The 16,161-nt window shown below is 44.4% G+C and carries 12 protein-coding genes; 11 read left to right on the plus strand and 1 reads right to left on the minus strand.

From position 1 onward, the window contains the following. Nucleotides 1-336: 336 nt before the first annotated feature. From secE to rpoC, 8 genes are all read left to right on the plus strand, one after another. The gene (gene secE / locus QQK21_RS00475) at nt 337-717 is read left to right on the plus strand and encodes a preprotein translocase subunit SecE (RefSeq protein ID WP_284190251.1); all 381 of its coding nucleotides are present in this window, start codon (nt 337-339) and stop codon (nt 715-717) included. A gap of 13 nt (nt 718-730) precedes the next feature. After that, a complete protein-coding gene (gene nusG, locus QQK21_RS00480; protein ID WP_284190252.1) occupies nt 731-1,279 on the plus strand; it encodes a transcription termination/antitermination protein NusG in 549 nt (182 codons plus the stop codon). Nucleotides 1,280-1,444: 165 nt separating this feature from the next. Further along, nucleotides 1,445-1,873, plus strand: coding sequence for a 50S ribosomal protein L11 (gene rplK, locus QQK21_RS00485; RefSeq protein ID WP_257084558.1), 429 nt, complete (start codon nt 1,445-1,447; stop codon nt 1,871-1,873). Between the two features lie 4 nt (nt 1,874-1,877). Further along, nucleotides 1,878-2,579, plus strand: a complete 702-nt coding sequence (gene rplA, locus QQK21_RS00490; RefSeq protein ID WP_045954529.1) for a 50S ribosomal protein L1 — start codon at nt 1,878-1,880, stop codon at nt 2,577-2,579. 269 nt (nt 2,580-2,848) lie between these two features. Further along, nucleotides 2,849-3,343 carry a 50S ribosomal protein L10 gene (gene rplJ / locus QQK21_RS00495; RefSeq protein ID WP_045954530.1) on the plus strand — a complete coding sequence of 165 codons (495 nt, stop codon included), beginning with the start codon at nt 2,849-2,851 and terminating at the stop codon, nt 3,341-3,343. 57 nt (nt 3,344-3,400) lie between these two features. Beyond that, nucleotides 3,401-3,769, plus strand: coding sequence for a 50S ribosomal protein L7/L12 (gene rplL, locus QQK21_RS00500; protein WP_275865765.1), 369 nt, complete (start codon nt 3,401-3,403; stop codon nt 3,767-3,769). Nucleotides 3,770-4,000: 231 nt separating this feature from the next. Beyond that, complete coding sequence (gene rpoB / locus QQK21_RS00505; RefSeq protein WP_284190253.1) at nt 4,001-8,029, plus strand: DNA-directed RNA polymerase subunit beta; 4,029 nt, start codon at nt 4,001-4,003, stop codon at nt 8,027-8,029. Between the two features lie 75 nt (nt 8,030-8,104). Continuing rightward, a complete protein-coding gene (gene rpoC, locus QQK21_RS00510; protein WP_284190254.1) occupies nt 8,105-12,307 on the plus strand; it encodes a DNA-directed RNA polymerase subunit beta' in 4,203 nt (1,400 codons plus the stop codon). 94 nt (nt 12,308-12,401) lie between these two features. Here the strand turns inward: rpoC and rsd are convergent, their stop codons facing one another. After that, a complete protein-coding gene (rsd, locus tag QQK21_RS00515) occupies nt 12,402-12,896 on the minus strand; it encodes a sigma D regulator (protein WP_284190283.1) in 495 nt (164 codons plus the stop codon). 178 nt (nt 12,897-13,074) lie between these two features. Here rsd and nudC point away from each other — a divergent pair, with 178 nt between their 5' ends. From nudC to QQK21_RS00530, 3 genes are all read left to right on the plus strand, one after another. Next, nucleotides 13,075-13,860, plus strand: coding sequence for an NAD(+) diphosphatase (gene nudC / locus QQK21_RS00520; RefSeq protein ID WP_284190255.1), 786 nt, complete (start codon nt 13,075-13,077; stop codon nt 13,858-13,860). Between the two features lie 300 nt (nt 13,861-14,160). Beyond that, complete coding sequence (gene hemE, locus QQK21_RS00525; protein WP_284190256.1) at nt 14,161-15,228, plus strand: uroporphyrinogen decarboxylase; 1,068 nt, start codon at nt 14,161-14,163, stop codon at nt 15,226-15,228. A gap of 255 nt (nt 15,229-15,483) precedes the next feature. Next, nucleotides 15,484-16,119: a TetR/AcrR family transcriptional regulator gene (locus QQK21_RS00530; RefSeq protein WP_284190257.1), complete on the plus strand. Its 636-nt coding sequence runs from the start codon at nt 15,484-15,486 to the stop codon at nt 16,117-16,119. Nucleotides 16,120-16,161: the final 42 nt, after the last annotated feature.

The raw sequence follows: 16,161 nt of genomic DNA on the forward strand, positions 1-16,161 counted from the left end.
TTTGCGATCCGTGAAGGTGGCCGTACAGTAGGTGCTGGTGTTGTTGCTAAGATCTTCGAATAATTCTTAGGAATTGTCGAAGATTGCTGAAAATCTTTGAATAAGATTTGACGAACCAGCAGCAAAAAGGGCATCATTTGATGCCCTTTTTCTGCGCTCAGCATAATGTTTGTTTGTTTCTTCTACAAGTGAACATTAAGTAAGCTCTTACTTTGAATCGTAAGTTATTGAGTCATAAAAAGAGCATACCAACCTAATACGTTGGTATTTCATGGATTTGCCCTGCAGCAGCGGGGTTGTTGTCGTCTATATTAAGACTTTTGACAGGTTGGTTTTATGAAAGCAAATAATGCTGAAACTCCTGATAGCTCAAATGGCGCAGATATCTTTAAGTGGATTGTCACTTTTGTTCTGCTAGCTGCCGCTGTTGTGGGTAATTACCTGTATGGTGAATTGTCTGTAGTGTTTCGCGTTGCCGGTGTTGTGGTATTAATTGCAGCAGCGCTAGGTGTGGCAGCTACAACAGTAAAGGGTAAAGCAGCGATTGATTTCGCTAAAGAATCTCGCATGGAAGTTCGCAAAGTTGTTTGGCCTACACGCCAAGAGACTATGCAAACTACCTTGATCGTTTTAGCTGTAAGTATTGTAATGGCTCTAGCACTTTGGGGCATCGACGGCATTATGGTCCGTCTTGTCAACTTTGTGACTGGGGTATAGAGGGTTTTAATTCATGAGTGAAGCTCCTAAAAAACGCTGGTATGTGGTTCAAGCCTTCTCTGGGTTTGAAGGCCGTGTCGCTCAGTCTCTTCGCGAGCATATTAAAATGCATAGCATGGAAGAGCTGTTTGGTGAAGTTCTTGTTCCTACTGAAGAAGTAGTAGAAATGCGTGCGGGTCAACGTCGTAAATCTGAACGCAAGTTCTTTCCCGGTTACGTCCTTGTTCAGATGATTATGAATGATGAATCATGGCACCTAGTACGCAGCGTACCTCGTGTCATGGGCTTCATTGGTGGTACCTCTGATCGTCCTGCGCCGATCACAGATAAAGAGGCTGACGCTATTCTTAATCGTCTTGAGAAAGCGAGTGAGTCACCTCGTCCACGTACTATGTACGAAGCAGGAGAGGTTGTACGTGTTACTGATGGTCCATTTGCAGACTTTAACGGTACCGTTGAAGAAGTGGATTATGAGAAAAGCCGCATGAAGGTGTCTGTTTCCATTTTTGGTCGAGCAACACCTGTGGAACTTGAATTTGGTCAGGTTGAAAAGCAGGACTAAACCTCGAGTTTACAGAGTATAAAAAAACACCTTTTTAGGCTTGTATGAGGCGCGAATTATGATTATAATTTCGCGCCTTTTTACTTCGATGAAAGTAGAAAGTTATTTATATGAACGGGGAGCTGATCGGCCGATTAGCGCTAGTACCCAAAATTAGGAAAAATCATGGCTAAGAAAGTTGAAGCTTATATCAAGCTACAAGTTGCTGCTGGTATGGCAAACCCAAGTCCACCAGTTGGTCCTGCTCTAGGTCAACACGGTGTTAACATCATGGAATTCTGTAAAGCATTTAACGCAAAAACAGAATCGATGGAGAAAGGTCTACCCACTCCAGTTGTTATCACTGTATACAGTGACCGCTCTTTCACTTTTGTTACTAAGACTCCACCTGCTGCAGTTCTTCTTAAGAAAGCGGCTGGCGTTAAGTCTGGTTCAGGTCGTCCAAACACTGAAAAAGTGGGTACGGTAACTGACGCTCAAATCCAAGAAATCGCAGAAACTAAAGCTGCAGATATGACTGGTGCTGACATCGAAGCAATGAAGCGTTCAATCGCTGGTACTGCTCGTTCAATGGGCCTAGTGGTAGAGGGTTAAGATCATGGCAAAACTAACTAAGCGCATGCGCGTAATCCGCGAAAAAGTTGACGTAACTAAAGAATACGAAATCAACGAAGCTGTTGCTCTTCTTCAAGAATTAGCGACTGCTAAGTTTGTTGAGTCTGTAGATGTTGCTGTTAATCTAGGCATCGATGCTCGTAAATCTGATCAGAACGTACGTGGTGCAACTGTACTGCCTCACGGTACTGGCCGCGAGATCCGCGTTGCAGTGTTCACTCAAGGTGCAAACGCTGAAGCAGCTAAAGAAGCTGGCGCAGACATCGTTGGTATGGAAGATCTTGCTGAGCAAGTGAAGAAAGGCGAAATGAACTTTGACGTAGTGGTTGCTTCTCCTGATGCAATGCGCGTTGTAGGTCAATTGGGTACTATCCTTGGTCCTCGCGGTCTAATGCCAAACCCTAAAGTTGGTACTGTAACTCCTAACGTTGCTGAAGCTGTTAAGAACGCTAAAGCAGGTCAGGTTCGTTACCGTAACGACAAAAACGGCATCATCCACACTACTATCGGTAAAGCAAACTTCTCTGCAGAGCAGATCAAAGAGAACCTAGAAGCACTTCTAGTGGCTCTGAAGAAAGCTAAGCCATCTTCTGCTAAAGGTACATTCCTGCAGAAAGTAAGCATCTCTACTACTATGGGTGCTGGTGTTGCTGTTGATCAGGCTAGCCTGAACACTCAAGCATAATATATTTGCTTAGGCGTGAAATTTATGTATAATTTTGCGCCTAATATTTGTGGTTGGGGCTGAACTTTGGTTCTACAAGAATTAAGACCCAGTCTCCGTCCAAGACCGTAGGTGTCTGTTTTAATGGACTTAATCTTCCTACGTAGATGGTGCCCGAACTGACAGAAAGCTCTATGTAAATAGTTACCTTTCTTCTGGGAAGCACCTCAATAGCTCTCACTGTTGTGATAATAGTGAGTGGTGTAACGACAACCAGGAGTAAATCCAAGATGGCTTTAAACCTTCAAGACAAAAAAGCAATTGTTGCTGAAGTCAACGAAGCTGCCAGTGGTGCACTTTCTGCAGTTGTAGCTGATTCTCGTGGCGTTGAAGTGGGCGCGATGACTTCTCTACGTAAACAGGCTCGTGAAGCTGGTGTTTATGTACGAGTGGTTCGTAACACTCTAATGCGTCGTGCGGTTGAAGGTACAGATTACGAGTGTCTAACAGACACTTTCACTGGTCCTACTCTAATCGCATTCTCTAACGAGCACCCAGGTGCTGCAGCGCGTCTTTTCAAAGACTTCGCTAAAGAGAACAAAGACTTCGAGATCAAAGCTGCTGCATTTGAAGGCGCGCTAACTGACGCTGAAGTACTAGCGACACTACCAACTTACGACGAAGCAATCGCACGCCTAATGATGTGCATGAAAGAAGCTTCTGCTGGCAAGCTGGTACGTACCTTCGCTGCTATCCGCGATCAAAAAGAAGAAGCTGCGGCATAAGCCTTGCTTTTTTCTGGTTGCTTAATAAACTTATTGTTGATTTAAAAGAGAATTGTTATGTCTATTACTAACGAGCAAATCCTAGATGCAGTTGCAGAAATGTCTGTAATGCAAGTTGTTGAACTAATCGAAGCAATGGAAGAGAAATTTGGTGTTTCTGCTGCTGCTGCTGTTGTTGCTGGCGGCGCTGCTGCAGGCGAAGCGGCTGCTGAGCAAACTGAATTTGACGTAATCCTAGAATCTGCTGGCGGTAACAAAGTTGCTGTAATCAAAGCGGTACGTGGTGCGACTGGCCTAGGTCTTAAAGAAGCTAAAGCCCTAGTTGACGGCGCTCCTGCACCTCTTAAAGAAGGCGTAGAGAAAGCTGAAGCTGAAGCTCTTAAAGCTCAGCTAGAAGAAGCTGGTGCAAGTGTTACTGTTAAGTAATTATTGCATAGTTTCTTAGCCTAACGGCTAATGGCTGGTGGTTTTATAACCACCGGCCTTTTTGCGCTGTAGGGGTTGGGTGATTTTTCCGCTGTTTGAGCACCCAAGTTCCTAGCAAAAAACATTTCATGACAGCTTTATGAAATGTCACTACAGTCAAACAGTTGTTAGTCACTGTCTAAGAATACTTCTAGACAGTTTGGGTCACTTATCAGCGAGCTGAGGAACCCCATGGTTTACTCTTATACCGAGAAAAAGCGCATCCGTAAGGACTTTGGTACTCGTCCACAAGTGTTGGACATTCCATACCTGCTATCGATCCAGCTCGATTCGTTCGAAAAATTTATCGATCAGGATCCTGAAGGTCAATACGGTCTTGAAGCTGCTTTCCGTTCTGTATTTCCAATTCAGAGCTATAACGGCAATTCCGAGCTGCAATACGTTAGCTACCGTCTTGGTGAGCCAGTTTTTGATGTTAAAGAATGTCAAATTCGCGGCGTAACTTACTCAAAACCACTACGCGTAAAACTACGCTTAGTTATCTTTGATAAAGACGCGCCAGCAGGTACTGTAAAAGACATTAAAGAACAAGAAGTCTACATGGGCGAAATACCGCTTATGACAGACAATGGTACCTTCGTTATCAATGGTACCGAGAGGGTTATCGTATCCCAGCTGCACAGAAGCCCAGGTGTATTCTTCGACAGCGATAAGGGTAAGACCCACTCTTCAGGGAAAGTTCTGTACAATGCACGTATCATTCCTTACCGTGGTTCATGGCTTGATTTCGAGTTTGATCCTAAGGATAACTTATACGTACGCATTGACCGTCGTCGTAAACTTCCTGCATCGATTATTCTTCGTGCATTGGGTAAGACAACAGAAGAAATTCTCGACATCTTCTTTGAGAAGGTGAATTTCGAGGTTAAAGATCAGACTCTACTTATGGAGTTGGTCCCTGATCGTCTACGTGGTGAAACCGCTTCATTCGATATTGAAGCCAACGGAAAAGTCTACATTGAGACGGGTCGTCGCGTAACTGCACGTCATATTCGTCAGCTTGAGAAAGACGGTATTGACCACATTGAAGTGCCAGTTGAATACATTGTAGGTCGAGTTGCTTCAAAAGATTATATCAATGAAGCAACGGGAGAAGTTATCGTTTCTGCTAACCAAGAAATTAGTCTTGAAGCACTAGCGAACCTATCTCAGGCGGGACACAAAGCGTTAGAAGTTCTATTTACGAACGATCTGGACCATGGTCCATTCATGTCAGATACACTGCGTATCGACAGTACGGTTGATCGTATTTCTGCTTTGGTAGAGATCTACCGCATGATGCGCCCTGGTGAGCCACCAACGAAAGAAGCTGCAGAAGCTTTATTTGATAGCTTATTCTTCTCAGAAGAGCGCTATGATCTTTCGACCGTTGGCCGCATGAAGTTCAATAGCTCGATCGAGCGTGAAGATGCCCAAGAGCAAGGCACGCTTGATGAGCAAGACATCATTGAGGTGATGAAGAAACTCATTGCGATTCGTAACGGTATTGGAGAAGTCGACGATATTGACCACTTGGGCAACCGTCGTATCCGTAGCGTTGGCGAAATGGCTGAGAACCAGTTCCGTGTTGGCCTTGTCCGTGTAGAACGTGCAGTGAAAGAGCGTCTAAGCTTGGGTGATCTTGATGCGGTTATGCCACAAGATCTCATTAACGCTAAGCCAATTTCTGCAGCCGTAAAAGAATTTTTCGGTTCTTCTCAGTTGTCTCAGTTTATGGACCAAAACAACCCACTATCAGAAGTTACGCACAAACGTCGTATTTCTGCATTGGGTCCTGGTGGTTTAACACGTGAGCGTGCGGGCTTCGAAGTTCGAGACGTGCACGTTACTCACTACGGCCGTCTATGTCCGATTGAAACACCAGAAGGTCCAAACATCGGCCTAATTAACTCTCTGTCTGCGTTCGCACGTTGTAATGAATATGGTTTCCTTGAGACACCCTATCGCCGCGTTGTAGATGGGGTTGTTACTGATGAAGTGGATTACTTATCTGCTATTCAAGAAGGTCAATATGTTATCGCTCAGGCAAATACAGTATTGACTGAAGAAGGCACATTCGCTGAAGAACTCATCACTGCTCGTCAGAAAGGTGAATCGGGTCTTCACCCACGTGATCATGTTGATTACATGGACGTTGCAACAAACCAGGTTGTATCTATTGCTGCTTCGCTTATTCCGTTCCTAGAACACGACGATGCGAACCGTGCATTGATGGGTGCAAACATGCAACGTCAGGCTGTTCCAACACTCAGAGCTGATAAACCTCTGGTTGGTACTGGTATTGAGCGTAATATTGCGGTTGATTCCGGTGTAACCGCGGTTGCCAAACGTGGTGGTACTGTTCAGTCAGTCGATGCGTCTCGTATCGTTGTTAAAGTCAACGAAGACGAATTGATTCCAGGCGAAGCGGGTATCGATATCTACAACCTCACTAAATACACTCGTTCGAACCAAAATACGTGTATCAACCAGCGTCCAACTGTGATGCCAGGTGAGCCTGTGGCACGTGGTGACGTGCTTGCTGATGGTCCTTCAACAGACCTAGGTGAGCTTGCACTTGGTCAGAACATGCGTATCGCGTTTATGCCTTGGAACGGCTACAACTTCGAGGACTCGATCCTTGTTTCTGAACGTGTGGTTCAAGAAGACCGTTTCACAACGATTCACATTCAAGAACTTTCTTGTGTGGCACGAGATACTAAACTTGGTGCTGAGGAAATCACGGCTGATATTCCAAACGTAGGTGAGTCTGCCCTCTCTAAATTGGACGAGTCAGGTATCGTTTACATAGGTGCTGAAGTGAAGGGTGGTGACATCCTTGTTGGTAAAGTGACACCAAAAGGTGAAACACAGCTAACTCCTGAAGAGAAGTTGCTACGTGCTATCTTTGGTGAAAAAGCATCAGATGTTAAAGACACTTCACTACGTGTACCAAACTCAGTTTCAGGTACTATCATCGATGTTCAAGTATTCACTCGTGACGGTGTTGAAAAAGACAAACGTGCGCTTGAAATTGAGCAGATGCAGCTTAAAGAAGCGAAGAAAGACCTTACGGAAGAATTCCAGATTCTCGAAGGTGGTCTTCTAAACCGCGTTAAAGCTGTGCTTGTCGACGGTGGCTACACTGAAGCTAAGCTTGATACCATTGAACGTAAGAAATGGTTGGAGCTAACGCTAGACGACGATGCTCAGCAGACTCAGCTTGAGCAACTTGCCGAGCAGTATGATGAGCTGAAAGCCGACTTCGATAAGAAGTTCGAAACTAAGCGTCGTAAGATCACTCAAGGTGATGACTTAGCCCCAGGTGTATTGAAGATCGTTAAAGTTTATCTTGCGGTTAAACGTCGTATTCAGCCTGGTGATAAGATGGCAGGTCGCCATGGTAACAAGGGTGTAATCTCTAAGATCAACCCTGTGGAAGACATGCCTTACGATGAGAAAGGTCAGCCGGTTGACATCGTGCTTAACCCGCTAGGTGTACCATCTCGTATGAACATTGGTCAGATCCTCGAGGTACACTTGGGTCTTGCAGCTAAAGGCATTGGTGACAAGATTAACCAGATGCTAAAAGAGCAGCAAGAACTGGCTAAGTTCCGCGACTTCCTGCAGAAGGTTTATGATCTTGGTGAGACTCGCCAGGTAGTAGATGTGGCTTCTTTGACTGATGACGAAGTGCGTACTTTGGTTAACAACCTTCGTGGTGGTCTACCAATCGCAACTCCAGTCTTTGACGGTGCATCTGAGCAATCCATCAAAGAACTACTGAAATTGGGTGAATTGCCAGAATCTGGTCAGCTAACTCTTTATGATGGTCGCACTGGTGATGCGTTTGAGCGTCCTGTAACCGTTGGTTACATGTATATGCTCAAACTGAACCACCTTGTTGATGATAAGATGCACGCGCGTTCTACAGGTTCATACAGCCTAGTCACTCAGCAACCATTGGGTGGTAAAGCTCAATTCGGTGGTCAGCGTTTTGGTGAGATGGAAGTATGGGCACTGGAAGCATACGGTGCCGCTTATACCCTACAAGAAATGCTAACCGTTAAGTCTGATGACGTTAACGGCCGTACCAAGATGTATAAGAACATCGTGGATGGCAACCATAGCATGGAACCTGGTATGCCAGAATCGTTCAACGTATTGTTGAAAGAGATCCGCTCGCTAGGTATCAACATCGAGCTAGAAGACGAAGAGTAATCCCCACGGGGTTATTTGGTTGAAGGTGCTCACTTTTGCGGGTGGGCTCCTTTTAACTCCTTACAGGAGCTGATTGTGAAAGACTTATTAAACTTTCTAAAAGCACAGCATAAGACCGAAGAATTTGATGCAATCAAAATCGGTCTATCTTCACCAGACATGATTCGTTCATGGTCTTTTGGTGAAGTTAAAAAACCTGAAACGATCAACTATCGTACGTTCAAACCTGAACGTGATGGTCTGTTCTGTGCGCGTATTTTTGGTCCAGTCAAAGACTACGAATGTCTTTGTGGCAAATATAAGCGTCTGAAACACCGTGGTGTTATCTGTGAGAAGTGTGGCGTTGAAGTTACACAAACTAAAGTTCGTCGTGACCGTATGGGCCACATCGAGCTTGCATCACCAGTTGCTCACATCTGGTTCCTAAAATCATTACCGTCTCGTATCGGTCTACTGATGGATATCCCTCTACGTGATATCGAACGTGTTCTTTACTTCGAAATGTACGTAGTAACAGAGCCAGGTATGACTGATCTAGAAAAGTCTCAGATGCTGACTGAAGAAGAGTATCTGGATCGTCTAGAAGAGTGGGGTGATGAATTCACGGCTAAGATGGGTGCGGAAGCGATCAAAGACCTACTTGCGTCTATGAATCTGCCTGCCGAAATCGAAGAAATGCGTGAAGAGCTTCAGTCTACTAATTCAGAGACTAAGCGCAAGAAGATCACTAAACGCTTGAAGCTCGTTGAAGCTTTTGTTCAATCTGGTAACAATCCAGAGTGGATGATCTTAACTGTGCTTCCGGTACTGCCGCCAGATCTACGTCCTCTAGTTCCACTAGACGGTGGTCGCTTTGCGACTTCAGATCTGAACGATTTATACCGCCGCGTGATCAACCGTAACAACCGTTTGAAGCGTCTATTAGAGCTTGCTGCTCCGGACATCATTGTGCGCAACGAAAAACGTATGCTGCAAGAGTCTGTTGATGCGCTGCTAGACAATGGTCGTCGTGGTCGTGCAATTACGGGTTCAAACAAACGTCCTCTAAAATCTCTTGCTGATATGATCAAGGGTAAACAAGGTCGTTTCCGTCAGAACCTTCTAGGTAAACGTGTAGACTATTCTGGTCGTTCTGTAATCACAGTTGGTCCATACCTTCGTCTACACCAGTGTGGTCTTCCGAAGAAGATGGCACTAGAGCTATTCAAACCATTTATCTATAGCAAGCTTGAGACTCGTGGTCTAGCGACAACGATCAAAGCTGCGAAGAAGATGGTAGAGCGTGAAGAAGCTGTCGTATGGGATATTCTTGATGAAGTGATTCGTGAGCATCCAGTGTTATTGAACCGTGCACCGACACTTCACCGTCTTGGTATTCAGGCGTTCGAACCTGTACTCATCGAAGGTAAAGCGATTCAGTTACACCCACTTGTCTGTGCGGCGTACAACGCGGACTTCGACGGTGACCAAATGGCGGTTCACGTGCCGCTAACTCTAGAGGCGCAGCTTGAAGCTCGCACATTGATGATGTCGACAAACAACATTCTGTCGCCAGCATCAGGTGACCCTATCATCGTACCTTCACAGGACGTTGTATTGGGTCTTTACTACATGACTCGTGAGAAGATTAACGTTAAAGGCGAAGGTATGTACCTTGCTAGCCCAGCAGAAGCTGAAAAAGCATATCGTACTAAGTCTGCAGAGCTACATGCTCGCGTTAAAGTTCGTATCACCGAGACGGTTAAAGATGAAGATGGCCACAGCACAACTGAGACCAAACTGGTTGATACTACGATTGGTCGTGCAATGCTATGGCAAATTGTCCCAGCAGGTCTACCTTACAGCATCGTTAACCAAAAATTAGGTAAGAAGCAAATATCTCACCTATTGAACGAGGCTTATCGTAAGCTGGGTCTTAAAGATACAGTTATCTTTGCTGACCAAATCATGTACACAGGCTTTGCTTATGCCGCACTTTCTGGTGTTTCTGTTGGTATCGACGACATGGTTGTGCCAGACGCGAAATACACTGAAATCGAAGAAGCAGAAGCGGAAGTTCGTGAAATTCAAGAGCAGTATCAATCTGGTCTTGTTACTGCGGGTGAGCGCTACAACAAAGTTATCGATATTTGGGCTTCAACCAACGATCGCGTTGCAAAATTGATGATGGAAAATCTGTCATCAGAAACCGTGATGAATCGTGATGGTGAAGATGAACAACAAGAGTCGTTTAACAGCATCTACATGATGGCTGACTCAGGAGCTCGTGGTTCTGCCGCTCAGATTCGTCAGCTTGCGGGTATGCGTGGTCTGATGGCGCGTCCAGATGGTTCTATCATAGAAACGCCAATCACTGCGAACTTTAAAGAAGGTCTGAACGTACTTCAGTACTTTATCTCTACGCACGGTGCTCGTAAGGGTCTTGCGGATACAGCACTGAAAACAGCGAACTCTGGTTATCTAACTCGTCGTCTAGTAGACGTTGCTCAAGACGTTGTTGTTCACGAGCACGATTGTGGTACCCATGAAGGTATTGACATGATGCCTCATATTGAAGGTGGTGATGTTAAAGTCGCGCTTTCTGAGCTAGCTCTGGGCCGTGTTGTTGCAGAAGATGTTCTAAAGCCAGGCACTGAAGATGTGCTGATCCCACGTAATACTCTGATTGATGAGAAGTGGTGTCAGATCATGGAAGACAACTCGGTGGATAAGATTCGAGTTCGTTCAGTGGTCACTTGTGACGCAGACTTTGGCTGCTGTGCTCAATGTTACGGCCGTGATCTTGCTCGTGGTCACCTCGTCAACCAAGGTGAAGCGGTTGGTGTTATTGCCGCTCAGTCTATCGGTGAACCTGGTACACAGCTAACCATGCGTACGTTCCACATTGGTGGTGCAGCATCGACAGCAGCAGCAGAAAACAGCATCCAAGTGAAAACGACAGGTACTGTGAAACTGCATAACGCTAAGTTCGTGACTAACAAACAAGGCAAGCTTGTGATCACATCTCGTGCGTCTGAGCTGACCATTATTGACGAGTTTGGCCGCACGAAAGAGAAGCACAAACTGCCATACGGTTCACTACTTAGCAAAGGCGACAACGAGGGTGTTGACGCTGGCGAAACAGTGGCGAACTGGGAAGCGCACACCATGCCAATCATTACCGAAGTGGCAGGTCGTATCCAGTTTGTAGATATGATTGATGGTGTAACGGTTTCTCGTCAAACTGATGATCTAACAGGTCTTTCTTCTAGTGAAGTGACGGAAGCTGCAGCTAGACCAGCGGCTGGTAAAGACATGCGTCCAGCTATTAAGTTGATTGATGCAGCAGGTAAAGATGTGATGATTCCTGGCACAGATATGCCAGCACATTACTTCTTGCCGGGCAAAGCGATTGTCAACATTGAAGATGGCGCAGAGGTCGGTGTGGGTGAAACACTTGCTCGTATTCCTCAGAAATCCGGCGGAAACCGAGACATCACCGGTGGTCTTCCACGAGTTGCTGACTTGTTTGAAGCTCGTAAGCCGAAAGAGCCTGCAATCCTTGCTGAGCACACAGGTACTGTGAGCTTTGGTAAAGAGACTAAAGGTAAACGTCGCCTAGTGATCACTCGTGAGGGTGGCGATACGTATGAAGAGATGATTCCTAAGCATCGTCAACTTAACGTATTCGAAGGTGAGAAGGTTGAACGTGGCGATGTGATTGCCGATGGTCCTGAGTCTCCACACGATATCTTACGCTTGCGTGGTATTCATGCTGTGACTCAGTACATTGCGAATGAAGTTCAAGAAGTATACCGTCTACAAGGCGTTAAGATTAACGATAAGCACATAGAGACTATCGTTCGTCAAATGCTTCGTAAGTGTACGATTACTTTCGCTGGAGACTCTGAGTTCCTTGCTGGTGAGCAAGTTGAGTATGCAAACGTTAAGATTGCAAATCGTCAACTAGAAGCAGAAGGCAAAGAGCCTGCTCGCTTTGAACGTGAGCTACTGGGTATTACCAAAGCGTCTCTTGCAACGGAATCTTTCATTTCTGCGGCATCATTCCAAGAGACAACTCGAGTACTAACAGAAGCAGCCGTTTCTGGTAAGCGTGATGAACTTCGTGGTCTGAAAGAAAACGTCATTGTTGGTCGACTCATTCCAGCAGGTACAGGTTTCGCATACCACCAAGAGCGCCAAGCTAAGCGTGTCGAAGAGCAAGAAGGTCCATCTGTTGAACAAGCAACGGATAATTTGGCAGCCTTGCTTAATGCAGGTTTCTCAGTTGATGAGTAATCAAAGCTAAAAGACGCTAAAAAGGCACCCTAGGGTGCCTTTTTTATACTATATTGGATCGTATTATTTTGAACAGCGCGCCCTTTCTTTGGGGTCATGCGCCAGGAGGTACGGCTAAACTGTCTGCAATCAACTGGATTAATTGGTCTTCTACCTCGAAGCGAGCCTCTAATATCTCACCAATCAATGACAAGTCACTATCGAAAGATTCAAGAGGGTCATCCTCTGCTACAGCAGCATACTTGTCGGTAAAATTAAGTAGAGGGTCCGTAGTTAGAACGATTCGCCCATAGGTGGTATTGATTTCTTCTGTCGCTTCAAAGCCTGTTGAGCGCCATTTGTCCATCACCATATCATAAATCTTGAAATGTCCTTCAGAGATATAATCAACCAAGTGTTGGCAGAATACTTGGAGCTCGTCAGGTGTAGGAAGTGAAGAAAGTGGCATTTTTACCGAGGTGGGTTGAAGTGCTGCGAGTTTACAATATTCGACTATGAGTGACTGTCTTGTTTCGAGCCAGTGATCAATGACTTCACTCGAGCCACCCCATTGTGCATGTGTTTGTTTGAATTTTTTCAGCATGACCATATCCTCATGATCGAGCCACTTTTGCAGTGACAATTACGCTTTGACTCCCAAAGCACGTGCAGAGCAAAACTTTCCGTTCTTACTAAAGTTTATAGCTAGAAATTTGCTCTACTACAAACTCTGGTATGAATTAAGATTGCCAGTAAAATGAATGAACTGCAAGTAAAGAGGGTCGGTAATGTTAAATGACAATGATAGAAAAAGCATCGACATTGCTTATTGGTGCCTTGTATCGAGAAGTGAAGTATGGTTAGTGAACAATGCGTTACCTTGTGGTAGTGCAAAAGAATTATCGCTTCCCCAAGCAATGGGAATAAAAATTGGTGAGTATCAAAATTTTCCTGTTGTGTGGTTAAATTCGGATGAAGTCGATCAGGACTTACCCATGACGTCCCTACGTGATTGCTTATTTTTGCCTGAGCCACTGTTTTTGCTCATTAGTAAAGCGATTCAATATGATCATATGACACAAACGCTTAGATTTTGCTCTATCTGTGGTGGTCGAAATCATCACAATAACAACCAGTTAGCAATGCAATGTGGTGATTGTCGCACTCTGCATTATCCACGAATATTTCCCTGTATCATAGTTGCAGTACGTAGAGATAAACAGATTCTATTGGCTCAGCATTCCCGTCATCGTAGTGGTATGTATACAGTGATTGCGGGTTTTGTGGAAGTCGGAGAGACGCTTGAGCAATGTGTCGCTCGTGAGGTGAAGGAAGAAACGGGTATTGATATTACTAATATTCGTTATTTTTCCAGCCAACCATGGGCTTTTCCTTCCAGTCTAATGGTTGGATTTCTGGCCGATTACCAAAAAGGTGATCTTAAACCGGATCATACAGAGCTTGATAGCCTTGGTTGGTTTTGTGCCGATACGTTACCACAGGTTGCGCCACATGGAACGATAGCAAGAGCCTTGATTGAGCAGACAATTAAAGACATTAACTTGGAAAAATGATGGTTTCACTTTTTATATCTGTTTGATAAGGCAGTGTATTATTTGGGAGTCAAAAAAAACCCTCCGAGAGGGAGGGGGTAAGTAAGATGTCGTTATGAGATGCTGAGTTACAGGTACTCAGTTTATAGTTATTATTTTCGCTAGCGGAGAGATTTTTAACATTGTTATGCATTGGGCGCAAATTAAGCGCTGATTTAAACGTTAATAACTTGATCCAGATTGCAAAGCATGCCGCTTTTGTTGGTCAAACAGTGTTAGAATAGCAGCGCTAAATAGAAGCTCAATAGTTGGAAATACGGAATGACTGAACTTAAAAATGATCGTTATCTGCGCGCGCTTTTAAAGCAACCAGTAGATTACACACCAGTGTGGATGATGCGCCAAGCAGGGCGTTATTTACCAGAATATAAAGCAACTCGAGCTGATGCTGGCGACTTCATGTCTTTGTGTAAAAATGCAGAGCTCGCTTCTGAAGTCACCTTACAACCACTGCGCCGTTTTCCACTTGATGCTGCGATTTTATTTTCAGATATTCTAACCATTCCAGATGCGATGGGGCTAGAACTGCGTTTTGCCGCGGGCGAAGGACCTGTTTTTGATCAGCCGATAACCTGTAAAGCTGATGTAGAAAAAATTGGTATCCCAGACCCTGAATGTGAGTTGCAATATGTGATGAACGCAGTACGTCAAATCCGTAAGGACTTAAATGGTGACGTGCCTTTGATTGGTTTCTCAGGGAGTCCATGGACACTGGCGACCTATATGATTGAAGGCGGGAGTTCAAAAGCATTTACCAAAATTAAAAAAATGATGTACGCCGAACCACAAACGCTACATCTTCTATTGGATAAACTGGCTGATAGCGTTATTGAATATTTGAATGCTCAAATAAAAGCAGGGGCACAATCTGTCATGGTGTTTGATACATGGGGTAGTGTGTTAACTCCAAGGGATTACAATTTATTTTCACTTCAATACATGGCGAAAATTGTTGATGGATTGATTCGAGAAAATGATGGACGTCGAGTTCCTGTTACCTTGTTTACCAAAAATGGCGGTATGTGGTTAGAAAAAATTGCGGCGACCGGCTGTGATGCTGTTGGTTTAGATTGGACCATTGACATTGAAGATGCCGTGAAGCGTGTTGGCGATAAGGTTGCATTACAAGGTAATATGGATCCTTCTATTTTGTATGCCGCACCGCAAAGAATTCGTCAAGAAGTTGCGGATATTCTGGCTGGGTTTGGAAATGCAGGGACTGGTCATGTGTTTAATTTAGGTCATGGGATCCATCTTGATGTACCACCGGAAAACGCAGGCGTATTTGTTGATGCAGTACATCAGTTATCTAAACCATATCATCAATGACAATATTCAAGTGTCTGGTCCAATCAGGCACTTATAGTTTTTGCTTAGCATAGTGATATGATTTTCTTATCTATCATTGTGTTATGCTTAAAATTTGTGATTTCTTAGTGTTGTGTATTGGTTTAATCTTGTACAGTGATGGCGTTAAATAACCAGAGTGATTTGTGTAAAGAATAGCTCAAAGGCCCAGTCAAGATAGGCTTAAAAGATCGAAAGTATACTGACATTACTATTTGCAGAGGATACGGGGAACGTATGAAGACACGCGACAAAATAGTGCTTGCCGCATTGAATCTTTTTAATGAACACGGTGAACGTAATATTACTACCAACCACATCGCTGCACACATTGATATAAGTCCTGGTAATCTTTATTACCATTTTCGTAATAAGCAAGAAATTGTGCGTGAAATCTTTGCACTATATTCCAATGAGCTCTTGGAGCGCTTTTCGCCTATTCATGGGCAACAAGAAAGTTTGGTTTTACTCAAACACTACCTTGATTCGATTTTTAAGTTGATGTGGAAATACCGTTTTTTTTACGCCAATCTGCCAGAGATTCTGCAAAGAGATGAGCAATTGCATGAGAGCTATATCCAAGTTCAAGAAAAATTGCAGGCTAATTTGGTCAACATTATGCGATCTTTCGTTGAGCTTGAGTTACTCGCGGTAGAAGAGCATGAAATGAAACCTCTAGTCACTACGCTACATCTGATCGCTTCTAGTTGGCTTAGTTACCGTTCCGCTATGTCACCCAAGACACAGATTACGGAGCAAATCATTCATCAAGGCATGTTGCAAATGATTACAGTGGTAAAACCTAGGGCAACTGAGCAAGGTCTTGAACAACTTCAGCTTTTAGAAGATGGTGTTAAAGCAATTCATGCTTAGCCATAACTAAATGTGATTGTTTCAGTTTGGTAAACCCCTTAA

It is taken from the genome of Vibrio zhanjiangensis (assembly GCF_030161235.1).
Classification (GTDB): Bacteria; Pseudomonadota; Gammaproteobacteria; order Enterobacterales; family Vibrionaceae; genus Vibrio; species Vibrio zhanjiangensis.